This window comes from Streptomyces sp. NBC_01294 (genome assembly GCF_035917235.1).
GTDB classification, from domain to species: Bacteria; Actinomycetota; Actinomycetes; order Streptomycetales; family Streptomycetaceae; genus Streptomyces; species Streptomyces caledonius.
This window is the reverse complement of sequence record NZ_CP108423.1, coordinates 3,816,689-3,839,261: the sequence shown is the minus strand read 5'-3', so window position 1 is coordinate 3,839,261 and position 22,573 is coordinate 3,816,689. Positions and strand designations below refer to the sequence as shown.

24 protein-coding genes and 3 pseudogenes are annotated in these 22,573 nt (G+C 69.0%); 9 read left to right on the top strand and 18 right to left on the bottom strand.

Going from position 1 to position 22,573, the window contains the following annotated elements; all coding sequences use genetic code 11:
- Positions 1-52: 52 nt before the first annotated feature.
- Entirely contained in the window at positions 53-412 is a 360-nt protein-coding gene (locus OG534_RS17255) for a PRC-barrel domain containing protein (RefSeq protein ID WP_326588943.1), read from the bottom strand.
- A gap of 520 nt (positions 413-932) precedes the next feature.
- Between OG534_RS17255 and OG534_RS17250 the strand changes: the two genes are divergently transcribed.
- Entirely contained in the window at positions 933-2,141 is a 1,209-nt protein-coding gene (locus OG534_RS17250; RefSeq protein WP_326593676.1) for a PP2C family protein-serine/threonine phosphatase, read from the top strand.
- 99 nt (positions 2,142-2,240) lie between these two features.
- On the opposite strand, the gene OG534_RS17245 is transcribed toward OG534_RS17250, so the two are convergent.
- Positions 2,241-2,579, bottom strand: coding sequence for a MerR family transcriptional regulator (locus OG534_RS17245; RefSeq protein WP_326588942.1), 339 nt, complete (start codon positions 2,577-2,579; stop codon positions 2,241-2,243).
- A gap of 995 nt (positions 2,580-3,574) precedes the next feature.
- Between OG534_RS17245 and OG534_RS17240 the strand changes: the two genes are divergently transcribed.
- Together OG534_RS17240 and OG534_RS17235 are read left to right on the top strand one after the other, a co-directional pair.
- Positions 3,575-3,931 carry a PRC-barrel domain-containing protein gene (locus OG534_RS17240; protein ID WP_326588941.1) on the top strand — a complete coding sequence of 119 codons (357 nt, stop codon included), beginning with the start codon at positions 3,575-3,577 and terminating at the stop codon, positions 3,929-3,931.
- 28 nt (positions 3,932-3,959) lie between these two features.
- Positions 3,960-4,133, top strand: a complete 174-nt coding sequence (locus OG534_RS17235) for a hypothetical protein (RefSeq protein WP_326588940.1) — start codon at positions 3,960-3,962, stop codon at positions 4,131-4,133.
- A 172-nt stretch (positions 4,134-4,305) separates the two neighbouring features.
- On the opposite strand, the pseudogene OG534_RS38695 reads toward OG534_RS17235, so the two are convergent.
- Positions 4,306-4,429: pseudogene (locus OG534_RS38695) on the bottom strand (SCO5918 family protein); the annotation flags it as partial.
- A 656-nt stretch (positions 4,430-5,085) separates the two neighbouring features.
- Here OG534_RS38695 and OG534_RS17230 point away from each other — a divergent pair.
- Both OG534_RS17230 and OG534_RS17225 read left to right on the top strand, forming a co-directional pair.
- Positions 5,086-5,301 (top strand): hypothetical protein, encoded by a 216-nt coding sequence (locus tag OG534_RS17230; RefSeq protein WP_326588939.1) that lies wholly within the window; start codon positions 5,086-5,088, stop codon positions 5,299-5,301.
- A gap of 203 nt (positions 5,302-5,504) precedes the next feature.
- Positions 5,505-5,678, top strand: a complete 174-nt coding sequence (locus OG534_RS17225; protein ID WP_078626466.1) for a CsbD family protein — start codon at positions 5,505-5,507, stop codon at positions 5,676-5,678.
- 75 nt (positions 5,679-5,753) lie between these two features.
- On the opposite strand, the gene OG534_RS17220 is transcribed toward OG534_RS17225, so the two are convergent.
- From OG534_RS17220 to OG534_RS17210, 3 genes are all read right to left on the bottom strand, one after another.
- Positions 5,754-6,200, bottom strand: a complete 447-nt coding sequence (locus OG534_RS17220; protein WP_326588938.1) for a DUF2267 domain-containing protein — start codon at positions 6,198-6,200, stop codon at positions 5,754-5,756.
- 54 nt (positions 6,201-6,254) lie between these two features.
- The gene (locus OG534_RS17215) at positions 6,255-6,650 is read right to left on the bottom strand and encodes a DUF2267 domain-containing protein (protein WP_326588937.1); all 396 of its coding nucleotides are present in this window, start codon (positions 6,648-6,650) and stop codon (positions 6,255-6,257) included.
- Between the two features lie 97 nt (positions 6,651-6,747).
- Positions 6,748-7,182: an Hsp20/alpha crystallin family protein gene (locus OG534_RS17210; protein ID WP_326588936.1), complete on the bottom strand. Its 435-nt coding sequence runs from the start codon at positions 7,180-7,182 to the stop codon at positions 6,748-6,750.
- 129 nt (positions 7,183-7,311) lie between these two features.
- Between OG534_RS17210 and OG534_RS17205 the strand changes: the two genes are divergently transcribed.
- The 4 genes from OG534_RS17205 to OG534_RS17190 all read left to right on the top strand — a co-directional run bounded on the left by OG534_RS17205 (position 7,312) and on the right by OG534_RS17190 (position 10,963).
- On the top strand, positions 7,312-7,989 hold the full coding sequence (locus OG534_RS17205) for an HSP18 transcriptional regulator (protein WP_326588935.1): 678 nt from the start codon (positions 7,312-7,314) through the stop codon (positions 7,987-7,989).
- 74 nt (positions 7,990-8,063) lie between these two features.
- Complete coding sequence (locus OG534_RS17200; protein ID WP_326588934.1) at positions 8,064-8,462, top strand: STAS domain-containing protein; 399 nt, start codon at positions 8,064-8,066, stop codon at positions 8,460-8,462.
- Between the two features lie 424 nt (positions 8,463-8,886).
- A complete protein-coding gene (locus tag OG534_RS17195; RefSeq protein ID WP_326588933.1) occupies positions 8,887-9,162 on the top strand; it encodes an isoamylase early set domain-containing protein in 276 nt (91 codons plus the stop codon).
- 1,441 nt (positions 9,163-10,603) lie between these two features.
- On the top strand, positions 10,604-10,963 hold the full coding sequence (locus OG534_RS17190; protein WP_326588932.1) for a hypothetical protein: 360 nt from the start codon (positions 10,604-10,606) through the stop codon (positions 10,961-10,963).
- Positions 10,964-11,068: 105 nt separating this feature from the next.
- On the opposite strand, the gene OG534_RS17185 is transcribed toward OG534_RS17190, so the two are convergent.
- From OG534_RS17185 to OG534_RS17130, 12 genes and pseudogenes are all read right to left on the bottom strand, one after another.
- A complete protein-coding gene (locus tag OG534_RS17185; protein WP_326588931.1) occupies positions 11,069-11,380 on the bottom strand; it encodes an SCO5918 family protein in 312 nt (103 codons plus the stop codon).
- Between the two features lie 49 nt (positions 11,381-11,429).
- Positions 11,430-11,834, bottom strand: a complete 405-nt coding sequence (locus tag OG534_RS17180; protein WP_326588930.1) for a CBS domain-containing protein — start codon at positions 11,832-11,834, stop codon at positions 11,430-11,432.
- A gap of 46 nt (positions 11,835-11,880) precedes the next feature.
- Complete coding sequence (locus OG534_RS17175; RefSeq protein ID WP_326588929.1) at positions 11,881-13,395, bottom strand: DEAD/DEAH box helicase; 1,515 nt, start codon at positions 13,393-13,395, stop codon at positions 11,881-11,883.
- A gap of 310 nt (positions 13,396-13,705) precedes the next feature.
- A complete protein-coding gene (locus OG534_RS17170; protein ID WP_030647895.1) occupies positions 13,706-13,909 on the bottom strand; it encodes a cold-shock protein in 204 nt (67 codons plus the stop codon).
- A gap of 492 nt (positions 13,910-14,401) precedes the next feature.
- Entirely contained in the window at positions 14,402-14,665 is a 264-nt protein-coding gene (locus OG534_RS17165; RefSeq protein WP_326588928.1) for a hypothetical protein, read from the bottom strand.
- An 823-nt stretch (positions 14,666-15,488) separates the two neighbouring features.
- Positions 15,489-16,909: pseudogene (locus OG534_RS17160) on the bottom strand (ATP-binding protein).
- A 311-nt stretch (positions 16,910-17,220) separates the two neighbouring features.
- A pseudogene (locus tag OG534_RS17155) lies at positions 17,221-17,908 on the bottom strand (response regulator).
- Positions 17,909-17,999: 91 nt separating this feature from the next.
- On the bottom strand, positions 18,000-18,839 hold the full coding sequence (locus OG534_RS17150; RefSeq protein WP_326588927.1) for a serine hydrolase domain-containing protein: 840 nt from the start codon (positions 18,837-18,839) through the stop codon (positions 18,000-18,002).
- Positions 18,840-18,852: 13 nt separating this feature from the next.
- Complete coding sequence (locus OG534_RS17145) at positions 18,853-20,184, bottom strand: DCC1-like thiol-disulfide oxidoreductase family protein (protein WP_326588926.1); 1,332 nt, start codon at positions 20,182-20,184, stop codon at positions 18,853-18,855.
- The gene (locus OG534_RS17140) at positions 20,181-20,813 is read right to left on the bottom strand and encodes a DUF5819 family protein (protein ID WP_326588925.1); all 633 of its coding nucleotides are present in this window, start codon (positions 20,811-20,813) and stop codon (positions 20,181-20,183) included. The genes OG534_RS17145 and OG534_RS17140 overlap by 4 nt, the downstream gene beginning before the upstream one ends.
- 11 nt (positions 20,814-20,824) lie before the next feature.
- Entirely contained in the window at positions 20,825-21,139 is a 315-nt protein-coding gene (locus OG534_RS17135; protein WP_326588924.1) for a hypothetical protein, read from the bottom strand.
- A gap of 271 nt (positions 21,140-21,410) precedes the next feature.
- A complete protein-coding gene (locus OG534_RS17130) occupies positions 21,411-22,535 on the bottom strand; it encodes a sensor histidine kinase (protein WP_326588923.1) in 1,125 nt (374 codons plus the stop codon).
- Positions 22,536-22,573 lie beyond the last annotated feature (38 nt).

The window sequence follows — 22,573 nt, the reverse complement described above, 5'->3', positions numbered from 1 at the left end:
GTTGCGGTGCGTACCAGCCCAACTGTGCGGGGCCGGCAATTGGCCCTTTGCGTCAGGGCGCGAGCGGGCGTCGAAGGGCGACGTAGTAGTCGCCGACCGCGGAGAGGTAATCGTCGTCGGCCGTATCGCTGTCGGTGGTGAACTGAGGTGCTGCTTTGATCTCTTCCTGCGTGCCCGAGAGCGTCACCGTCTGTGCGTCGGGGTCGATGCCGGTGACGGCGCCGGCCGGGATCAGGACACTCTTGCCGAACACCCACACGCCGGTGTCGACCACCAGGTGCTGCCTGCCGGGCTGGTCCTGCTGGCGGTCCACGTGCCCGATGGCACCGTCAGTGGCCTTCACGGTGAAGCCCACCAGGGACTGCCGAGATGTGTAACCGCTGTCCTGCGCGTACGTCCACACACCGCCCACAGAGCCGTCTCCTCATCCTCTGCAACCGTCCCGGGGCCTCGCGGGCGCCCCGGCTCGTATCGTCCCCTTCGCATGCCCCGGCGCTTGCCGCGCAATCCTGTGCCCCGACATTCCGGGAGGCCGAACCATGCCGTTGGCCGTGCGGCATCGAGCGAGGTCGAGCCGGCAGGGGAGCCGTGCCTGCTGTTCGGGTGATCCAGTCGGGCAGCACGGCCTTCACAGGCGCAGGCAGGCCCCCGGTCCGCGGGTCCTCGGGCAAGGTGGGCACCGGTCGGTCCGGTGGGTTCCTCGGACGAGTGCCGGGCGTGGCCGCGGGCCTGGGAACGGTCCACGTGCCGGCGCCTTGGCACGGCTGTGTTGACGACGATCAAGGCCTCGGGCGGCCCGGCGAGAGTCGGGCAGCAGCCCTCGCGGCGAGTGCGACTACTGCCTTCCGGAAAGGGGCGAGGCCATGCCACCCACTGAGCACCGGGATCCCGGCGCCCAGCAGCGGCGCGCCGGCGGCGAACAGGAGGGGGAAGTGGACCTTGCAGGCGCGCTCGCGGCAGCGGAAGCCGCTTCCCCGGTCGAGTCCCTGGACGTTGTCGCGCGGATGCTCCGGGACCGCCTGCACGCTGCCTCGGTCTCGTTCCTGATCGTCGACTTCACCGGATCTTCGGTGGTACGGCTGGGAGCGGCCGACGACGTCAAGTCCGACGAGCCCCCTCAGCGCATTCCTCTGCCCGGCACCCTCTACGGGGACGTGGTGCGCACACAGCGGCCGGCCGTGCAGCGGGAGGGCACCGGAGCGGTCAGGGTCGTGGCGCCCGTGACCAACCGCGGCGACGCGATCGGGCTGCTGGAGCTGTTCCTCTCTGATCACCCCGATGAGGACGCGATGGGGCAGATCGCTGCGACCGCGCACGCCTTGGCCTACATCGTCATCGCGAACCGCTCCTTCACCGATGTCTACCAGTGGGGCCGCCGCACGCGGCCCCTGACCCTGGCGGCCGAGATCCAGCACCGGCTCCTTCCCGCCTCACTGGCATGTGAGGCGGCCCAGTTCACGGTCGCCGGAGCGCTGGAACCGGCGACGCACGTCGGCGGTGACACCTTCGACTACGTCGTAGATCGCGACACCATGCAGCTCTCCGTCACCGATGCCATGGGCCACGACGTGGAAGCCGCACTCCTCGCCACTCTGGCCGTGGGCGCCCTCCGTAGGGCCAGACGTGCGGGCGCCGAGCTCGAAGTACAGGCCTTGGAGGCCAACCGGGCCGTCACCGACCACGGCAGGCGGGGCTTCGTCACCGGGCAGCTGCTGCGCATCAGCCTGCTCGACGGGATGACTCAGTTCGTCAATGCGGGGCATCCTTGGCCGCTGCGCCTGAGACACGGGAGGGTCGAGGAGATCGTTCCCGAAGTGGATCTACCGTTCGGGGTCCATCCCCGTGCCGCTTACGGGGTGCAGCGGCTGGACCTGCAATCGGGTGACCGGCTGGTGATGCTCACCGACGGCATGCTGGAGCGCCGTGCTGTCGAGGTGGACCTGCCCTCTCTGATCGTGGACACATGCGATCTCCACCCCCGCGAGGCCTCGCGGGGGCTGGTTGCAGCGGTGCTGCACGCTCACGGTGGCCGCCTCCAGGACGACGCCACGGTCATGTGTCTGGACTGGCACGGCACCCATCAGGCCACGCGCAGCGCTGACGCCGGGGCGGACCTCACAGAAGCATCAGCGCCTGAATAGCACTCCACCCACGACCGATGGTGACGACCGAAGCGGGGCGGTCGCGCGAACGCCGCCCTGGGGGCGCGCGGCCCGCCGATGCCGGCGGGCACACTCACCTCAGGCCGAGGCCGGCGGCGCGGCCGATTCGGCGGCGCGGCGGTATTCAGCGTTGATGCGCTGTGCTTCCTCGAGCTGGTCTTCGAGGATGATGATGCGGCAGGCGGCCTCGATCGGGGTGCCCTGGTCGACGAGCTCCCGAGCGCGGGCCGCGATGCGCAGTTGGTAGCGGGAGTAGCGGCGGTGGCCGCCCTCGGAGCGGAGCGGGGTGATGAGGCGGGCTTCGCCGAGGGCGCGGAGGAAGCCCTGGGTGGCGCCGAGCATCTCCGCGGCCCGGCCCATGGTGTAGGCGGGGTAGTCGTCGTCATCGAGACGGCCGAACGAGTCATCTGCTGTCATTGAACCTCTCTCATGGAACGCATGGAGGGGCCCTGGTGCCGTACGGCACCAGGGCCCCGAAGGAACTACTACACCATCTGTCGGCCCTGATACTGCGCCGACCCTGTGTTTCCGCCGACCCGGCCGACACGCTGCCGGGAGTGCGGGGATCGCGGTTGCTTGACCGGAGACCACCTCACTATCGATGTCCTGCGGTACCCGGGCTCAGACTTCCGCCCGGGCGATCCTGATGGCGCTCGGCTCCTCCGTTCTTCCCTCGGTTATCAATTGCCTACTGCTGGTACTGCTCTACTGCGTACTGCTGGTGGCCTGACCCAGCGCCACTCTTCGGCAGCCAGCCCCGTCGCCCATCCTGCGTCTGCTCTGGCTTGGAACCCCACTGCCGAACTTCCCGGTGCGCGCGCCCGCAGCTGACGCCTTCACCGAGGTGCTGCTCACTTACTTCACTGCTGGGTACTGCACTTACGGGTACTGCCACTGCGTCAACTGCGGTACTTCTTACGGCGGCCCCTGATCACTGCGGGCCACCCGGTCCGGTCGTCAGTCCCGTCGCCGTCCTGCAGCAACCCTGGCTTCGGAACTCCACCACCGCACCGTCCTGCGCACTGCAACTTCGGGTACTGCTGCCCGGCAGTTCGTCTCTGCCAGGCCCTGCTGTCTCTCTGGGCTACGAGAGAAACCATAACCACGCCACCGCCCAATGTCTACTCCGGCCATCATAGATTTCCGCGTGTTCGACGGTGAGGTAATCCACCCCCAACGGCAATGGGACGGGGAGTGAGGCCAAACCGGGCACGGGACACCCGCCACGGCTCGGAGCGGTGCCGCTGGGGGCTCCGCGCGATGAGCTGGAGAGCACAAGGAAACCGGTCGGTGACGTCGTGGCCGGCCGCCCGGGATGGAGCCGCGGGCGGCCAGGCTGGTGTGGGCGGGCTTCGCGGGGCAGGCTGGAAGTGCACCGGGTCGGTGCACCGCCGTGCGAAGGGAAGCCGGGGATGATCCAGAGCGCGGATGTCCGTGAGTGGCGGACCCACGACGTCGTCGACGCCGGCGGCCATAAGATCGGCACGCTGGAGGCCGTCTACGTGGACACCAGCACCGACGAGCCGGCCATGGCCACCGTCCAGGTGGGGCTGCCCACCCGCCGCCACCTGGTCTTCGTCCCGCTGAACGGCGCGATCGTCGGGCCGGGCTACGTCAAGGTCGACTACGACCGGTCTCTGGTGAAGAAGTGCCCGGCGATCGGGACGGACGATGTCCTGCCCGTCGAGGGCGAGGCCGCGGTGTTCGCGCACTATGACCTGCCCTACCAGCCGGGCGCGAACGGTGAGCGGCAGCTCGCCCGCCGCTGACCGGCCTATTGAGGAGGTGCCTCACGGCATGGTGCTCTTCCTGATCCTCGTCATCGTGGCGATCGTGCTGGGCATCATCGGCGCTGTCGCCGAAGGGCTGCTCTACCTGCTGATCATCGGCATCGTGGTGTTCGTCGCCGCCCTGGTGTACCTGGTCTTGCACATCCGGCGCTCCGGCCGACATCACCGCACACTGCGCTGAGACCTTTCCTCGGGGACCGGCTGTGAGGCCGGCGGCGGGCGGCCGAAGAGCAGGGCGTAGCCGCGCTGAAAACGGTTCTACTGCGGGCGGGATGACGGCCAGGGCGCCATTCGGGACGCAGGGAGCAGCCGTCGGCGGCACGTTCGGGTGTCGGCTTGCGCAGTCCTGTCCGTCAGATGGTCACCGGGATGCCGAGCATCGCGGAAGCCTGCTGGAGCGGGCTGAGGACACGCGTGGGCACGGAGACCCGGGGAAGGTCGCGGCAGGTGAACCCCGAGGTGGGTCATGGCCCGGATGGCCCTGCGGCCGGTGGCCGCCGTATGCGGGCTGCCAAAGGCGGGTCGGTTGGGCACCCTCCCGGATGCCCAGGTCGACGGGTCTCGATTCGGGTTTAAACGTTGCCGGGCGGCATGTCCTGACCCTGACGCTGACATCGCCGCCCGCGATGAGTCCGCCCCGGCCGGGTCAGAGCCAGCTGGGGCGCAGGACGGCAGGTGCCCGGGCCGCAGGGGGCCCCGGCCTCGGGGCGCTCGGGGCAATCCCCGGGACGGGTGTCCACCTCACACCGGTGTCCTAGAGGATGAAGAATCGTTTTGACGAACGTGACGGATGATCATTGGGCGAACTCCAGCCGCGGCGCACAGGCCGGCGGTGGCAGGCGCAGAGCGGTTGGCCGTCTTCCGGAACAAGCGCGCCGAAGGCCTTTCCTTAGCCCGGCACACGCCCGTGACCAGATCCCCGGAGAAGTCGCGGACCAGGGCACACCCCTGTACACGCAGCTCCTCGCCCGGGGCGCCACCTTCCCCTGCCGCCCCGACGCGCTGTGGCGGCGTCTGGTCTCTCCCCATCACCTCAGGTGCGGGACGGAAAACACCTGGCGTCAGCTCCACCCGGCGGGGGAGCCCCGCCCCGTGGAAGGCGCAGCCGAGTCGGTTCATTCGGAGGCACTCACGTGATCCACGCTTCTCTGGTGTGCCGGGGCTGCTCCGGCACCCTCTACGCCGTCTCCACCATCTGCGCCCCCGTCGCTCCCACGCCCACCTGGGAAGTCGACCATGACCACACCCCGGAAGCATGTCCCCTACGCCCTCTCCTGCCGCTGGAAGGGGTGGCCGCTCACGTCCACGAGCTCCCCGAGGCCGCTCAGGTCCTGTCCGAGCCGGCCTGACACGATCCCGGCTCGTGACCACCGCGCTCCGGCGCGCTGACACGGCACCTCCATGCCCCGCGCGGACTGCCTCGACATCCAAGTCATCGTCGAAGACCCCAGTCGCTTCGGGTCGGGCCGTGGTGCCCCGTCTGTTTAGGAGGGATCCCACCGGTCATACGGGGTTCTGTAAGACCTTTCCATCGAACAGGGAGTGATCAGCTGTGTCTGGTGAGCAGAAGGCCGAGGCGAAGGGCGAGCAGGCCAAGGGCAAGCTCAAGGAGACCGCTGGCCGCCTGACGGGCAATGAGCGGCTGACCGCCGAGGGCCGCGCGGAGCAGGCCAAGGGCGATGCCCGCGAGGCCAAGGAGAAGGTCAAGGACACCTTCAAGCACTGACTCCTCGTGTGAACGGTGCCGGGACCGCAGTAGCGGTCCCGGCACCGTTGCATGTCCGCGCGCAGCCGGCTCCGGTCAGGCGGCGGCGCGCTGAGGCCGGCGCAGTTGCGCCTGTCCGAAGAGGAGTGCGTAGTCGTCGGGAAGTCGCTGGAGGATGCGGGCGAGGAGGTCGGGTCCGGCGAGCGCGGTGACGGTGGCGAACACGGCGCCAGTGTCCCAGCGGGCGATGGCCGGGCTCACGCCGGTTCGTGCGGCCAGGTCCTTGACGAAACCCCAGCCGGTGAGCTGTTCGGTATCGGGGATCTGGGCGGTCAGGGCGAGGGAGGCTTCGACGGGCAGGCACTGGGCGAGGTCGAGGCGCTCGTCACCGGTGATCTGTCGGCCGAGCCCTGCAAGAACGGTGCGGACGGCTTCTTCCGCACGTTCGAGGGTGGGGTAGGCGCCCTCGTAGCGGACGCGTTCCAGCATCTGGTCGAACGTCATGGCGGGGGTGGGCCGGTCCGGTCGAGGCTGGTCGTACATGGTGCTGCGGTTGCCTTTCTCTTCGAAGGTTCGAGTTCCGGCCGTCGGCGCTGGTCAGGCGGGCTGGGGGTGGCCGAAGAGGAGGTCGTAGCCGGGGGGAAGCTGGAGCAGGACCTCGCGCATGAGGACGTCACCCGCCGCGGCGGCCACGGTGGAGAGGACCGCGCCGATGTCCCACAGGGCTGTCTTCTCGGTGGCGCCGTCGATCCAGGCCGCGGTCGCGCGGACGAAGCGCTCGGGTGAGAGCGGTTCGGCGGCCTGCAGGGGATTGAGGAGGATCAGGGCGTACGTCTCGGGGAGCCGGGCGGCGAGCTCGGCCCGCACGGTGCCGACCAGGTGCGCGCCCAGCAGGGCCAGGACGATGCGGGCCGCCCGTTCGGCTTCCGGCAGGGTCGTGTACTCGCCGCGTTCCTGGACGTGGGCCAGGAACGCCTCCCTGCGTATCGACATCACGTCACCTCCGGGGAGGGGTGAAGGGGCAAGGGGCGCGGAGGGCGGGGTGCCGGAGGGGGATCGGTTTCCCCGTCCTCCGCCGCTGCGGGGCTGGTCAGCCGGAGATCTGCTTGCGGCCGGACTCGCCGCCGATGCTGATCTTGCGGGGCTTGGCGCGCTCGGCGATCGGGATGCGCAGGGTCAGGACACCCGCGTCGTAGTCGGCCTCGATGTGCTCGGTGTCAAGGGTGTCGGCCAGCATGACCTGGCGGGAGAAGACGCCCAGGGGTCGCTCGGAGAGTTCCATCTGTACGCCGTCGGACTTCCCCGTGGGCCGGCGCTCGGCCTTCACCGTCAGCATGTTCCGCTCGACGTCGATGTCGATCGCCTCGGTGCTCACTCCGGGGAGGTCGAAGGCGATCACGTACACGTCGCCCTGGCGGTAGGCGTCCATCGGCATCACGGAGGGCTTCGACCAGGTGCCCGACGTGCCGGAGAGCTGCTGGACGATCCGGTCCATCTCGCGGAACGGGTCAGTGCGCATCAACATCGCGAAACACCTCCAGTTGGTTCAGGCAGAAACTGCCAATGCGCTTCAACGTGCTCCCGTTGTAACATGTCATCGAAGCGATGACAAGTAAGGAGTCATCTGGAGGATGACAGAGCCACGGAGAACGCCATGAACGAGGCCGCCGAGCCGACCGCACCGCCCACCCAGGTCCCCTTCCTCGCCGCCGCGGCGGCACTGGAGACCATCAACCAGGCCCTGCGGGACGCGCAGCGACCCTCCGCAGCACGAACGACGGCCCCGACGGGGCGCGCGCCGGACCCGGGGCCACACCCGGCCCTGGCCGCGCTGTTGCTGCTGCGCGAGGTCCGCGAGCAGCTCGCCGACTGGGAGAGCGGCCTGATCGAGACCGCACGCGGGCGGGGCGCGAGCTGGGCCGACCTCGCGGGCCCGCTCGGGGTTGCCAGCCGCCAGGCCGCAGAACGGCGCTACCTGCGGCTGCGCCCGGGAGCGGCCGGGAGTACCGGCGAGCAGCGGGTCCAGGCCACGCGCGACACGCGCGCCGCCGACCGCACGGTGACCGCCTGGGCCCGCGACAATGCGGCCGACCTGCGCCGTCTCGCCGGCCAGGTCACCGCCCTGACCGGTCTCCCCGACGGTGCCGAGGGCGCCGTCGGCGCCCTGAACCTGGCCCTCGCCGCCGACGACGCCGCCCGCCTCGTCCGCCCTCTGATCGACACCCGTGCCCACCTGCGAACCGAGGACACCGAGCTCGCCGAACGCATTGACGCCCTGACCCGGCACACCGTCCGGCTCCGCCAGGACACCCACGACCAGCGAAGCACCTGACCCGCCCCTCCCCCGAACCGCCGACCGGACCACGGGCTTCGGGGGCCACGCCACGAACCTAGGAGTGACCCACGATGGCCGAACGCTCTTCCCCGGAGGCCAGCGGCAACGCCATCGCCGTGGAAGTCCTGGAGCACGCCGTTGCCATCAGGCCCTCGGGCGAGATGGACATCGAGACAGCCCCCGCCCTGCGGTTCGCCCTCGCCGAAGCCCTCACCCACGCCTCACCGGCCAAGCCCGTGACGGTCGACTGCAGCCGCGTTTCCTTCTGCGACTCCTCCGCGCTCAACGCACTCCTCGCCGCCCGGCGCGCAGCACAGGAGACCGGAACCGTCGTTCGCCTGGCAGCCCCCAACCACCAGCTCCTGCGCCTCCTGGAGATGACCGGCACCCTGCCCCTCTTCCCCGCGGACCACGACCCGCCGCCCGGCGACCGCTCTCCGGAGGGATGGCCGGACGGCCTGCCTCACTAGGCACACCGGTCGCATACGGGCGCCGCCCGGATCACCGGCGGGGACGGTCGCCTTCCGGGGCCAACCCCCTGCCACAGACCAGGACCGAACCCCGCCGGGCCGCCCTCGCTGAGTTGGGCTGGAGTGGGGGTGACACTGCTTCGGCGCCAGCCGGTCCGAAGTTTGGCGCGCTCGCGGAACGTCTGCTTCGCATGGCGCAGGACCCGGCCGGTGTGGCTACGGGGCCCCGGCCGGGTCCTGCTTGCGTGGGGCAACCCGTCGTCGTACCCCACGTGCACTGTCACATGTGCCCGGTTGTGCGTCCTGCTGGGTGCAGCGGGTGGGTGACCCGGTGGCCAGTACGGCGGCGTCGGCGTGCGCGGCTCCTGCTCTGCCCTGAGCATGGGCCCGTACTGTCCCTCCCCCTGTCCGTCAGGAGTCTCTCGTGCTGGAACGCGCCGTGCGCAAGGACCGCGCCAAGGTCACCTTCGTTCTGCCCGCCGACACCCCTGCGGCCGAGGTGAGCGTGGTCGGCGACTTCAACGACTGGTGCCCCGGCGTGCACCCTCTTACTCTCCGCAAGGACGGTAACCGCGCGGTCACCGTTGAGCTGCCCACCGGCAGCAACCATTCCTTCCGCTACCTGGCCGCCGGCGACTACTGGTTCAACGACGACACCGCCGACGAGCAAGACGGCCCCAACAGCCGTATCCGCACCTGATCGCGTCTCGCAAGCGCTCTCCGATGCCGGCTTCCAGAAGATCGCTACCGCCGGCGAAGGTGCGCACCTGATCCGGCACGCCTGTGGCGTCATGGTCGGTTGGCTTCCGGAGGGACACGCTGCTGCGAGTAGTGGGCGAATAGGTCCGGGCAGCCGCCGTCCTGGGCGATGAAGCCGAGCCCTTCTCCGCGTCTAACCTTCACGACGAGGCCTCCCACTCCATGCGGAACGCGGAGGTTCGCCCGGGTTCGTGACTATCCGGGCCGCCTCCACGAGAGTGCAGTGGTCAACGAGCTCCCGGACGCGGGCGGCGGTGCGCAGCTGGGTAGCGGGAGTAGTGGCGGAGGACGTCGGCGAGCGGAGCGGGTGATCAGACAGGCCTGGAGAGGAAGAGGGGGGGCGGAACGAGGGGAGGGGCCCCAGTGCGTTCAGCACCGGGGCCCCGAAGAAACTGCTACACCATCTGCCGGCCCTAGTCCTGCGCCGGCCTACTGTTTCCGCCGACCCGTCCGAACGGGGACAGGCTGCGCGGGGATCGCGGTTGCTCGACCGGAGACCACCTCACTATCGATGTCCTGCGGTACCCGGGCTCAAGGCTTCCGCCCGGGCGATCCTGATGGCGCCTCAACTCCTCCGTTCTTCCCTCGGTGATCAACTGCTTACCAAACGGGAGAGACTGCGAACTGCGGGTTGCTGCGCTTACTGCTGTACTGCGGGAACTGCACTCACTGCGGTACTGCTGATACTGCGTACTGCTGGTGGCCTGACCCAGCGCCACTCTTCGGCAGCCAGCCCCGTCGCCCATCCTGCGTCTGCTCTGGCTTAGAACCCCACTGCCGAACTTCCCGGTGCGCGCGCCCGCAGCCGACGCCTTCACCGAGGTGCTGCTCACTTACTTCACTGCTGGGTACTGCGAACTGCACTTATGGGTACTGCCACTGCGTTAACTGCGGTCCTGCTCACGGCGGCCCCTGATCGCTGCGGGCCGCCCGGTCCGGTCGTCAGTCCCGTCGCCGTCCTGCAACAACCCTGGCTTCGGAACTCCACCACCGCACCGTCATGCGAACTGCAACTGCGGGTACTGCTGCCCGGCAGTTCGTCTCTGCCAGGCCCTGCTGTCTCTCTGGGCTACGAGAGAAACCATAACCACGCCACAGCCCAATGTCTACTCCGGCCGTCACAGATTTTCGCGCCCGCCGAGGAGAGCTAGACCTTCGCGGTCGGACCAGATGTGCAGATCAGCCTGCACAGCAGGTCAGGGGCTCGGACGCCCTGTCCTGTACGGCCGTACCGGTGGATTCGGCTGGCCCATGGTCACCGCATCGCCCGAGCAACCGGTGTCACCCGTCGGGCCTCCGGCGGGAAGACGGTCAGTGCTCTTCTCGACCGGTAGTGCTACCGGTCGAGAGGGCGGGACGACCGGTGCATAAAATCGGCTCTCATGTCGAAGCCTGACGAGCTGCTCGTTGACGTTGCCACCTTGGTGGAGTCCGGGCAGAGCAATCAGATGTCCCTGACCGTGGTCACCGGTGGTGCTGTCATCACCGGTCGGCTGGCTCCCGAAGCCGTGTGGAGGCAGCGGGTGTCGGAGGTCCTGACGGACTCGGCCCGCCTGGGCGAGTTCGCCGCCATCTTCACCGCAACGACACCCCGGGAAGGGCCGCCCACCCATCTGCACTTCCATGTGGCCCGCATCCTTCAGGGAACGGTGGGGATCCCGGAGACGGGTGGGATGTACCGCGTCTCGATCGCGGACGTCAGCGCCTGGACCATGGGCGACTTCAGCTACTCCGACCACTGACCCGCGTCGCGCGAAAAACCCCTGGGTACGCGGGAGGGCCCGACCGGCGCGTGCCGGTCGGGCCCTCTTCGCTGTTCGGGTGTCGGCTTGCGCCGGTCCTGTCCGTCAGACGGTCACCGGGACGCCGAGCATCGCGGAAGCCTCCTGCAGCGGGCTGAGGACACGCGTGGGCACGGCAGCCCGGGGGAGGCCGCGGCAGGTGAACCCGAGCTGGGTCATGGCCCGGAGGACTTCACCGGCGCTGAAGTCACGGCGGTCCTGGCGGGTGATGACCTGACCGACCTGCTTGACGGGGTAGGTACGGCGCCCGATGACCACGGACTCGCCGACGACCTGCTCGGGCTTGACGCCCTTCATCGACTCCAGGACACCGCTCTTGGTCAGGTCGAACGGGAAACGGGCGATGACACAGCGCATGTTGCCTCACAGGAAGTAGAAGGGGACGGTCGTTCCGCGGTGAGGCGGTTCAGCGGGCAAGGGCGAGAACGCCCAGAGCACTGCCCTGCTCGTCGACGACCGGCAGGGCATCGAGCCTGCGGTAGCGCATCGCGTGCTCGGCTTCGGCCATCGTGGTCACGGGCGAGGTGACCGGCCCGCGGCCGCCGAGAACATCGCGCAGACGGACCTGGTCCGTGTACGCCGCGCTGTCGTGGACGGTGGCGAGCCTGGCCTGGGTGACCAGCCCGGTGCACAGGCCGTCCTCGTCGCAGACGAGCAGATGACCCGCGCGGGCACTGGCCATGACAGCCAGGGCCACCTCGACCGTCATGTCGTCACAGACCTGTGGACCGGCCGCCTCCATCGCGTCGCCCACCGTCCGGTGCACAGGGTTGGCGTTTGCCGAGCGGGGCTGCATCTGGACCAGCGTCACAACGTGCCTCCTGCAGAGATGGGTCAGCTTCCTGATCACGTGGTTCTCAGGCCGCCGCATCGAAGGCGGACTGCCGCACGCTCACACGCCGGACCGTCGAAGCGGGCCGTCGCCTGCCACGGGAGGCCGTGCTGCGCTTGGCACGTTCGACGACCGGTGCGGCAATGACGACGGGGACGCCGGAGGGTGCCTGGGCACCGGTGATCCGGTTCAGGGCCTCTTCGCCCGAGCGGACCTGGGTGGTCTGCGGGGTGATGCCCGCAGCCTGCATGAGGCGGGTCATGTCGCGGCGCTGGTTGGGGGTGACCAGGGTGACGACGCTGCCGGACTCGCCGGCGCGGGCGGTGCGGCCACCCCGGTGCAGGTAGTCCTTGGGGTCGGTCGGCGGGTCGACGTTCACGACGAGGTCGAGGTTGTCGACGTGGATGCCGCGCGCCGCCACGTTCGTCGCGACCAGCACGGTCACGTGGCCCGTCTTGAACTGGGCGAGGGTGCGGGTGCGCTGGGGCTGCGACTTCCCGCCGTGCAGGGCGGCGGCCCGGACACCGCTGTTCAGCAGGTCCTGGGTCAGCCGGTCGACGGCGTGCTTGGTGTCCAGGAACATCATCACCCGGCCCTCGCGCGCCGCGATCTCCGTCGTGGTCCGGTGCTTGTCGGCGCCGTGGACGTGGAGCACGTGGTGCTCCATCGTCGTCACCGCACCGGCCGAGGGATCCACCGAGTGCACGACCGGGTCGGTCAGGTAGCGCCGGACCAGCAGGTCGACATTGCGGTCCAGGGTGGCGGAGAACAGCATCCGCTGCCCCTCGGGACGCACCTGGTCCAGGAGGGCGGTGACCTGCGGCATGAAGCCCATGTCGGCCATCTGGTCGGCTTCGTCCAGGACGGTGATCGCGACCTGGTTCAGCCGGCAGTCGCCGCGGTCGATGAGGTCCTTCAACCGGCCGGGCGTGGCTACGACGACCTCCGTGCCTCCGCGCAGCGCTCCGGCCTGCTTGCCGATCGACATGCCGCCGACGACGGTGGTCAGGCGCAGCTTCACGGCGCGGGCGTAGGGGGTGAGGGCGTCGGTCACCTGCTGGGCCAGCTCGCGGGTGGGGACGAGGACCAGGGCGAGCGGCTGGCGGGGCTCGGCGCGCTGCCCGGCGGTCCGGGCCAGCAGGGCGAGGCCGAAGGCCAGGGTCTTGCCGGAGCCGGTGCGTCCGCGGCCGAGCACGTCACGGCCCGCAAGGGTGTTGGGCAGGGTGGCGCCCTGGATCGGGAAGGGCACGGTCACACCCTGCGCGCCGAGAGCGGCCAACAGCTCGGCCGGCATGGCGAGGTCGGCGAAGGCCTCGACGGCGGGCAGCGCGGCAGTGATGGTCTTCGGCAGGGCGAACTCGCCCTGGACCGCGGCGGGCCGGCGGCCGTAGCCGCCCGAGCGGCTCGAACCTCCGGAACGGCTCGGGGTTGACGACACGAACCGGTTGCCCCGTTCCGAACCGGCGGCAGCGCCGAAAGTGGGGCCGCCGGTGCGGGTGCGGGTGCGGGAGGAACGGTCGTTCGTACGTGTGCGGTTCATTCAGAACCTTCCTTGATACGGCACGTATCAAGGAATTCCCGCAGCGGAAACGCAGCGCAGGGAATCACAAGAACGGGCCGAATGGAATGCGAAAGCGACTCTGGACTACAGAGATTCTGTACGGTCGCAGGCACTGAGATGGGGTGGCGTCATGGGGACGCGAAATCCAGAAAAATCGAGTGGGTGAAGCTCCGAGGAGGCTGTAACCCTGAATGCTTCATCCCGCAGGTGACACCACTACGGGGAATGTGCGCAGCTGGGGCCCGCACCCCGAGGGATGCGGGCCCCAGCTACGAAATGCGCGTCAGCGTCAGGCGGGAACGATGTTCTCGGCCGTCGGGCCCTTCTGGCCCTGCGCGATGTCGAAGGTGACCTTCTGGCCTTCCAGCAGCTCGCGGAAGCCCTGGGCTGCGATGTTCGAGAAGTGGGCGAAGACGTCGTCGCCGCCACCGTCCTGCTCGATGAAGCCGAAGCCCTTTGCCGCGTTGAACCACTTCACGGTGCCAGATGCCATGTCATATCTCCTTTGGGGCAGTACACCAGCGTCCGCACTGTACGGACACCGTGTCGCCGCGATGATGCCCCGCCGGATAACTACCGGAAATATGAAGTGCTCGAAAGTGGCGCGAAGGCCGACTGGAGCACTTGAAGTTTTTGGGTACCAAAACTGCAACCGAGATCGACAGTAGCATGCCGCAGCGGTTGGTGTGCGTGAAATATCTCCATCGTGTGCGGCGCGGAAAAACTCTCCCTGCGGGGTCCATTAAACTCTCTGACCGCGGGGATAGATATTGATTCCCCCCGAGTGCAGCGTTTCGGGAGCAAGGGTGTCCGCCAGCTGCGACGTGCGGTCCATCGGAACGTGAGCCTGCGGGGTGGGTCCGCAGCGCCCTCCCGATGGGATCAGCAGCTCGCAGGTGCTCCATGGCGGTCTCGGGGGCGCTCACGGCGAGGCGGCGTGACCAGCCCCCACACTCGCTACACGTCTGTCCACAGCGCCTGACCATCACTGCGGTCGTTCGCGGAGCCGCTCTCGAAGGTGGAGGAGAACCTCGGTGTCGGCGATGTCGACCAGGGCTGCCAACAGGATCCGGATACGTACCTCATCGCCGTGGCGCACAGCCTGCACGATGGCCTCGACGGTGGCGGCCGCCTCGGCGGGAAGGCATGGTGGGCCGGCCGTGGCCCACACGTGAACGGCAGGACCATCCCTGCCCGGCCGCTCCGCCGGAGTCTCCTGCTCAGGGTCACTGCCTTCATCCATCGGCACCCGCGGGAACCTCCTGACGAGATGATCGGCTGAATGGTGATCTCCAGGACCATCTCGCCGGCGCGGCTGGACCATAAGCCCCCCGAGTCCCGGTGCGCAGCTTTCTCCGAGACTCGCATCAGTGGAGACCGGTGTGTGAAGCCTGTCCCGCTGAGAGGCGTGGCACTCTCGTCGCGAGCACCGTTGGCGGGGAAGGGTGGCGCAGGTGATGGCTGAGTTGAAGTTCGAAACCGTCGTGTGCCCGCACTGTTCGGCCTGCCCAGCCACTGGGCAGGCCCGTACCATCGCCGCCGACCGGCGCCGGGTGACGGTGACGTGGCATCTCCCTTCCTGCCCGCACTACGCCGCCGATCGCGTGTTGGCCGGGAAAGAGGACTAGGTAGTCCCGCCGCAGGTCTGCGCCGACCCTTCCGGCCAACCGCCCCTTTGGGAAAGCGAATTCACGCGGCAGGGGTGGTCGTGTGACGCAGGTCATCGAGAATGCGCCTCGCGGTCCGAGATCGGCGGGGCCCGTGTGGTGCAAGTGGTGCGTGAAGGGCCCTCCGAGCAGGGCATTTCCGCCAGTTGGGGCACGCAGGGGGCACGGCAGGGGCTGAGAGGTGTAGACAATGAAGAAGGCCCAGGTCTGTGACCTGGGCCTTCGTTCAAGAGCGGATGACGGGAATCGAACCCGCGCTATAAGCTTGGGAATCACCCGGCACTTGAGGCGCTGGAAGAGTGTTGACCTGAGGAAACGTCCAACTTGGAACTCGTTTCCGGATCCTGTACCGCACCTCTGTTGACCGCTGCTTACCGCCCTGACTGGCACGTAGTGGCACGCTGCTCAGTTTCCGCGCCAGGCGGTGAGCAGTTCTTCCGGGCCGTACGTTGCCTGGAGTCCGGCGCAGTTGACGCCGCTGCGGGAAACCGCGATCAGCGGCACGGGATCGTCGGTGACCGCGGCCCGGTGTTTGTGCAGGGCGGCGAGATCGTGGCTGTCGAAGGCCGAGTTCTCCAGCCACTTGACCGACCCGAGGAAGAGCAGCTGTTTGGCCACCGGCTGGCGGTCGGCGCCGACCAAGTCGATCTCGACGTCATTGCTGCGGGTCCAGTATCCGCCGATGGCGGGGGCGGCGGGCAGGTTGCCGTCGGGTAGGAGGCGGGCAAGGGATTCGCGGACGACCGGCTCGACGGCGCGGCCTCGCCAGCTTGTCCACTGCTCCTTGATCCGGCGCAGAGTTAGGTCGCCGCGCATGCGTTCGACCTCCGCCATGTGCGGATCGAGGAACGCCAGCCAGAAGCGCAGGTACGGGTCGGCCACCCGATAGCGGCGCTCCTTCGACGGCCTGAGCGAGACAGGCAGTTCGGCCGCGACCACGCGCTTATCCGTCAGGACGTCCGTGGCGCGGGTGAGGGTCGTATGGGCGATTCCGCCGGCGGCCCGGGCGATGTTGGTGAAGGTGCGCTCGCCGCTCCCGATCGCACGCAGCACTTCCCGGCTCATCGCCTGGGGAGGGAACTCGGCGGCCAGTGACCGTTCGGCGGAGACCAGGAGTGCGGAGATGGGATTGTCGAGCGAGGTGCGGAGGAACTCCCACAGCGACGCCCCCTGCTGCCACTCGGCGCAGATCAGCGGCAGTCCGCCGGTCACCAGAGCGGCATCGAATGCGGCCGCCGGTCCAGACCGATCATGTCGCCGATGTCGGCGGGATTGAGCGGCCCGAGCACCATCTCGCGTCCGCGCTGGTGGAAGGGCCGGTCATAGCTGTTCAGGGCCTCCATCATCGACAGATCGGAGCCGACGAGCAGCAGGAGTACCGGCTTGCGGCTGAGCAGCCGGTCCCACGCCCGCTGCAGCATGCCTTCGAAAGCGTCGATCCGGTCCATGAGGTACGGGACTTCGTCGATCACGACCACGCTCGGGCTGTCGTCGGGCAGGATCTCCGCAAGCAGCCGGAACGCGGCGTTCCATTGGGTCGGAGCCTCCTCGGCGAACAGAGACCGCTCCGGCAGGGTGGAGGAGGCGGCGGCGTCGAGCAGCTCCGTCAGCTCGTCCTCCGCTGATCCCCCTGCTGCCGTGAAGAAGAGGTAGGGGACCTCTGCCCGGCTCAGGAACTCCTCGACCAGGCTCGACTTGCCGACTCGACGGCGTCCGCGCAGCAGGATGCACTCGCCGGGCTTCTGGGAACCGCCCCCCTCGCGGACCTTCTCGAAGGCCGCGCCCAAAACCCGCAGCTCGTTTTCCCGTCCGATGAATCGACGCACGCCACACGCTCCCGCCGAAGATAGTATCGGCGGCGATACTATCAAGCTTGGCAGTATTCGACCGGGCGTTTCGCCCGCCTAGCGTCCGTGTCGCCTGCGAGCTGCCGTCGCTGCCGTCGTCGGCCGCCGAGGATTGCGCTCACGGCCGGATCGGGCGGACGGGCAGCCCCTCCAGCGCGCAGCCGCGGTCGCGCTGGGTCTGCTCGAAGCGCTCAGGCACCCGGTCGTGTGCGCAGGCCATGCGATGCCCACTCAGCCTGGCAGTTGCCTGCCATCCCGTGACGGGTGGCGAAGCCGGCATGCTCCCAGCGTCATTGCGTGGACGGGCTGGTGAGGTCGTCGTGTCCCCGGTCCGGCACGTTGTTCACCAGGAGTCCGCTGCGCTCGGCCGCCAGGGCAGCCTGTACCCGGTTGGTCGCTCTGAGCTTGGCCAGGATGGCACTGACATGTTCCTTCACGGTGCTGAGACTCGTGTACGTCTTGACGGCTATGGCGGTGTTGGTCAGCGGCGAGCAGCCCTAGGACTTCGTGCTCGCGCTCTGTCGGCTGCGGCCGGGGTTCGCCCGACGGCAGGCGTCCATGCAGGGCGAGATGGCCGTCGATGACTGTGTTCCCCGGCCGGGGCGAGAGAGCGACACCGCCGGAGGCGATGAAGCGCACCATCGGTGCCAGGTGTTCGGGGTCGGTGTCCTTGAGCAGGAAGCCCGCCGCACCGGCCTGGAGGGCGCTGGTGAGGTGCTCGTGGGTGTCGAAGGTGGTCAGCATGCACACAGCCGGCGGATCCGGGAGTTCCCGGATCCGCCGCAACACCGTGAGCCCGTCGACGTCCGGCATCCGGATGTCGAGGAGTACCGCGTCGGGCGCCCGTTCGGCGATGGCCTCGATAGCACCTGCTCCGCTGGTCAGAGCGATGACATCGATATCACTCTCCGTCGACAGGATGCGTTGGAACCCGGTCCGGATGAGTGCTTCGTCGTCCACGATTACGACCTTGATCACCAGGCACTCCGCTCACACACCAGCACGGTGTCACCGGCGGCCCGGCCTGATGACGCCAGAGATCATACTGGCGGCCCGGGTGCCCGAAGCGTCACTGGCCCGAGAGGCGGGAGGCCGCGAGGGCCTGGCCGCCCAGACGGTCCGTGTCGGTGGGGGATCCGCCGAGCCGGTGAAGGAGTACCCATCGCCCGTCGGGGAGCGTTGCCGCGAAGACGGACGCTCCGTCAGTGGCACCGTTGTGCCAGGTCACGGCGCCGGTCTTCTGCCAGGTCGGGGCGGGCGGCCCGAGGAGTTTGTCGACGAGCAGCCCGGTCAGCAGTTGGGCGGCCGCCCGGGGAGTGGCCCAGAGGCCACCCGCGGGCAGGATGGCGCCATCCATGGTCCACGGCGTCCGGGGGCGGTTCAGCAGGCGGGTCGTCGCGAGCAGCCGCTGCTCGGCCGGGGGATATGCCGTCATCTCGTCGATGCCCAGGGGCTCCAGGACGTAGGTGCGTACCACCTCCTCATACGGGACCCCGGCCGCCACGGACAGGGCTGAACCGAGCAGCGCGTAACCGAGGTTGGAGTACTCCTCGGACGCGCTGGGCGGAGCCGTGGCCATCTCGCCGAGACCGCCGAGCAGCGCGTCCAGGGCGGCCTGGTCGAAGCCGCCGTACGGGTTCCTGCGCGGCAGGCCCGGGGGCAGGCGGGGCAGCCCGGACGTGTGGTCCGCCAGGTGCCGCAGGGTGATGCCGCTGCCGGGCGGTGTGTCGAGCCAGCGTTCGATGGGATCGTCCACGCCGAGGACGTCGGCCTCGGCCATGCGCATCAACGCGGTGCCGGTGACGACCTTGGTCAGCGATCCGATCTGGACGTAGCCGGAGATGCTGTGGCCGTGGGTGACACGGGGTTCGATTCCACTGCCGAGAAGGCAGCTGGGTGTCCGGAACACGGACGGTCCCCTTTCACGAGCGGGTGCTGGGGCCGGGCAGGGCGCAGGCTTCCGAACTGCCCGGCATACGTTGCCTATTGTTCGCCACCCAGCGGTAACCGACTGCCGCGCAAGCCCTGATGCCGGGTGTGCGCAGCAGGGCCGCTGCCAGCCGGTATCCGCGTACGGGCGAGTCCCGTACGAATTCCGCCAGCGCCTGCGCCCCGTCGGCCAGGACACGCCCGTCCAGGAGGAGTAGTACCTCCCGGTCCAGTCGCTCCACATGCGGGTCGGTGACCTCGTCCGGGAGTGACTGCCAGGGCACGGCACGCACCGTGGGCCGAGCGCCGGCGGTGATCCGACTCACGGCGGCCTGACAGAAGCCGCAGTCCCCGTCGAACGCCAGGACGGCGTCGGCCGGGACGGGCTCGCGGCGGCGCAGGGCCGCGCGGGCCCGGTCCAGGGCGGTCTCCAGCGCCCCGCTCAGGAACACGAGGTCGCACGCCACCATCGTGAGGGCGAAGCCGGTCAGGCCCATGACGACGCCGATGGACACATGGAAACCGATGGAGACGACGGCAGCCCAGGGCCGCAGCCGCGGCACGAGGATGCCCATGGAGAAGTACACCAGGAACAGCGTGGTGGAGTACGTCCCGATGAAGACGAGATAGTCGTTGCCGAACACCAGCTCGGACACGCCAGGGAGGTTGAACTCGGACACGCGCAGAACGTAGAACAGCGCCGTTCCGTCCTGCCACATGCGGCCCTGCACCTTGTACAGCCCGCTGACGACGTAGACCAGGCACATCTGGACGGCGATGGCGAGTACACCAAGATTGTGCAGCGGTGTGGACAGCGACCGCAGCACTGGGGGAACGCGCCGGGCGAGCGCGCGGGCGAGACCGGTGGGGTAGGAGAGGCGGTCGTAGCAGCGCGTCAGCAGGAGCATCGGGATGACGAGATAGGCGAGGTTGTCCCCGCCGTCGAGCAGTACGGGCTGACGCTGGTAGACGGACCACAGGAGGGCCCAGTGAACGGCGAGGCCGAGCCGGCCGCCGACACCGCAGGTGACCGCCAGCGCGGCCAGCATCCCCGCGTGGAAGACGATTTCGAACCACAGCGTGGAGTCGCTCAAGGTGTAGAGGCTGAAGGTGCCGTTCTCGTGGATCTGGGCGGTGAAGTCCGCCCAGGGCAGCACCCCGGCCGGACCGAAGAGGAACCGCCGGTCGCCGTACTGGCTCGCGTAGTACATGAAGCCGACGAAGCCGAGCAGCATGCGGGTTCCGCTCACCCCCAGCACGCTGAGGGGTCGGCTGCCGACCGCGTCCAGCCGCTCGAGGAGCCGGTTCGTACGGGTACGGCTCACAGGAGATCCCCGGCCTTCATCCATTCCATGTCGTAGGCGTCGACCTGGCCTTCCGCAGCGGGATCGTGCCGCTCCGACCACGGGGGGAGCGTCTGGATGTACATGCGGACCTGCACCTGCTCGGGAGGGGAGCCGTCGCCGCACGTGCTGGCCGGCAACTGCGTCAGGGAGTAGCGGGAAACGAAGCGCAGGGCTTCCTGCTGGGAGGTCTTCTCGTGGGGCATGAGGGGCAGTTCGGTCTTGTTCTTCGCCCGCTCGGACTCCCGCAGCCGGGCCAGCACGGCGTCCGAACCGCTCAGCTGCTGCATGTTCCCGGTCACCAGCCGAGACATGCGCGAGGGGAAGAACCTGCTGCTCTGCGCCGCTGCTATGTACTTCGCCGTCACGTCGTAGAAGGAGGTGACCGAGCCGTCCCGGCATTGCGCCCGGGCCAGGATTCCCCTGTTCTCCGACAGCGGGTCGGGTGCGAAGAGCATCCAGTTCTGGGCGGAGTACGGCTCCAGATAGGTGGCGACCTTGTTGTAGTACCGGATCTTCATCGGTGTGAGGGGCATCTGGGAGAAGGCCGCGGCGGCGAAGTGAAGGCCCAGGAGGGCGGCACCGATGAGCAGTGCCGCCCTCCTGGTCAAGCGGTGATCTCTCACTTGTCGAAGACCGTCTCGACGGACGTGCCCTCGGGGATGCCGGCCGGGCTGACGCCGCCGGTGAACTGTCCGGCGGCATCGGCCACCGACGGGCAGGCGGCCTTGGCGTGCACCCAGGCCTTGCCGGCGAACTTGCCGGCAGCCTTGCCGACGAAGGAACCGAAGCCCATCGGGCCGTTCTGGGGTCCGTCGACGGAAGCGACCGTGGCAGGAACCTCCTGCGCAGTGGCGGCCTGCGCGGACCCCTGGGTGGTGACGACCAGGGCCGCACCGCCGAGGGCTACACCGATGCCTGCCAGTACCTTCTTCATTTCCTCAACTGCCTCTCTCGTGGATCTCTGCCCGCCCGGTTCGAAGTGAGGTTCGCCGCGCGGACAACTTCGGGTGAGCGGCGTGCGGGAGCACGCCGGCGCCACTCGACGATCATGATTTCGGCACCGTCTGGCCGTTCGGTACCGGCCACTTGGCCGGACGAACCCGCCAGCTGGCTTCAGCGGGCGCGGAGATGCGCGGGAGGGCCGGGGGGCAGGCCGACTCAGGGGGACGTGGCCTGTGCGGGGTGCCGGGTCGGGAAGGAGGCGGTCACGAGATGCCCGCCGTCGTCGGTGGGGCGGGCCTCGAAGGTACCGCCGACGAGGTGGGCGCGTTCCGCCAGCCCGATGAGGCCGTAGCCGCCGGAGGGCAGGTCCGGGTCGGGTGCGGGTCGGGGAGGCCCGGCGGGCCGTTGTGAATCCGGAGGCACAGGTGTCCGTCCGACTTGTGGAGCCGCACGCTGACGACGGCCCCCGGCGCGTGCTTGCGGATGTTGGTCAGAGCTTCCTGGACCGTGCGGTACACCGCGTGCTGGACCAAGGTGGGCCACTGGCTCGGGGAGCCGGTGGCAGGCTGAAGGAGGCGAGGGTCGATCCGCGCCTCGACCTCGAGCTGGCACTCGCGGATGAGCTGCGGAAGGTCGGCGAGCCGGGGCTGGGGCGCACCGGTGTCAGCGCGGTTGCCGCCGTCCCGCAGGACCCCCACCATCTGGCGCAGCTCGTCCAAAGTGCGGGCGGCCATGGTGCGCACGGCGCAGGCGGAATCCCGCACCGCGGGGTCGGACGTGGTCATCTGCAGCGCGGCGGCCTCGACGCTGATCAGGCTCACCTGATGGGCCACGACGTCGTGCATCTCACGGGCCAGGCGGGTGCGCTCGGCCACCAGCAGCCGCTCCGCCGACAGTGCGTCCTCGCGCGAGCGTGCCGCGGCGAGGTCGGCGACGCGTGCGGTGAGTTCCGCGCGGCTGCTGACGAGCAGGCCCAGCGCGACCGGCAGGATGGCCTGGGCAAAGGCGTCCATCAGGATGAAGTAGTCGGTGGGGTTGTCCCACGTGGCTTCCTCGGGGTTCAGCGTGTAGCCGCTCCAGAGGAGGAACACGACGGTGCACACGGTGACCACTTTGCGACGGGTGGTCATGAGCGCCACCGTGTACAGCGCGATCATGCTGGGGATGCAACTGTCCAGGTACATCCCGGGCAGGGTCGTGAGGAACGTGGCGATCGGCCAGCGACGCCGGGCCAGCACGACCACGGGCAGCGCGCACAGGGCCACCGTCGCCCAGAACAGCTTCCGGGAGTCGTTCGTGTCGGCGTACGCCCATTCCAACTGGACGGCGATGTCGACGGTGGCGGCGCACGCTGGGAGCAGCAGCCACAGGGCCTGGGGTGCCCTCACCTGCCGGCTTGCTCCGAACGCCCGTTTGCCCCTTCGAA

Excerpts from the sequence above, each read along its gene's own strand:
- OG534_RS17245 (WP_326588942.1), bottom strand. The coding sequence starts at position 2,579 with ATGACAGCAGATGACTCGTTCGGCCGTCTCGATGACGACGACTACCCC.
- OG534_RS17240 (WP_326588941.1), top strand. The coding sequence starts at position 3,575 with ATGATCCAGAGCGCGGATGTCCGTGAGTGGCGGACCCACGACGTCGTC.
- OG534_RS17235 (WP_326588940.1), top strand. The coding sequence starts at position 3,960 with ATGGTGCTCTTCCTGATCCTCGTCATCGTGGCGATCGTGCTGGGCATC.
- OG534_RS17220 (WP_326588938.1), bottom strand. The coding sequence starts at position 6,200 with ATGTACGACCAGCCTCGACCGGACCGGCCCACCCCCGCCATGACGTTC.
- OG534_RS17215 (WP_326588937.1), bottom strand. The coding sequence starts at position 6,650 with ATGTCGATACGCAGGGAGGCGTTCCTGGCCCACGTCCAGGAACGCGGC.
- OG534_RS17210 (WP_326588936.1), bottom strand. The coding sequence starts at position 7,182 with ATGTTGATGCGCACTGACCCGTTCCGCGAGATGGACCGGATCGTCCAG.
- OG534_RS17205 (WP_326588935.1), top strand. The coding sequence starts at position 7,312 with ATGAACGAGGCCGCCGAGCCGACCGCACCGCCCACCCAGGTCCCCTTC.
- OG534_RS17200 (WP_326588934.1), top strand. The coding sequence starts at position 8,064 with ATGGCCGAACGCTCTTCCCCGGAGGCCAGCGGCAACGCCATCGCCGTG.
- OG534_RS17190 (WP_326588932.1), top strand. The coding sequence starts at position 10,604 with ATGTCGAAGCCTGACGAGCTGCTCGTTGACGTTGCCACCTTGGTGGAG.
- OG534_RS17185 (WP_326588931.1), bottom strand. The coding sequence starts at position 11,380 with ATGCGCTGTGTCATCGCCCGTTTCCCGTTCGACCTGACCAAGAGCGGT.
- OG534_RS17175 (WP_326588929.1), bottom strand. The coding sequence starts at position 13,395 with ATGAACCGCACACGTACGAACGACCGTTCCTCCCGCACCCGCACCCGC.
- OG534_RS17170 (WP_030647895.1), bottom strand. The coding sequence starts at position 13,909 with ATGGCATCTGGCACCGTGAAGTGGTTCAACGCGGCAAAGGGCTTCGGC.
- OG534_RS17135 (WP_326588924.1), bottom strand. The coding sequence starts at position 21,139 with ATGAAGAAGGTACTGGCAGGCATCGGTGTAGCCCTCGGCGGTGCGGCC.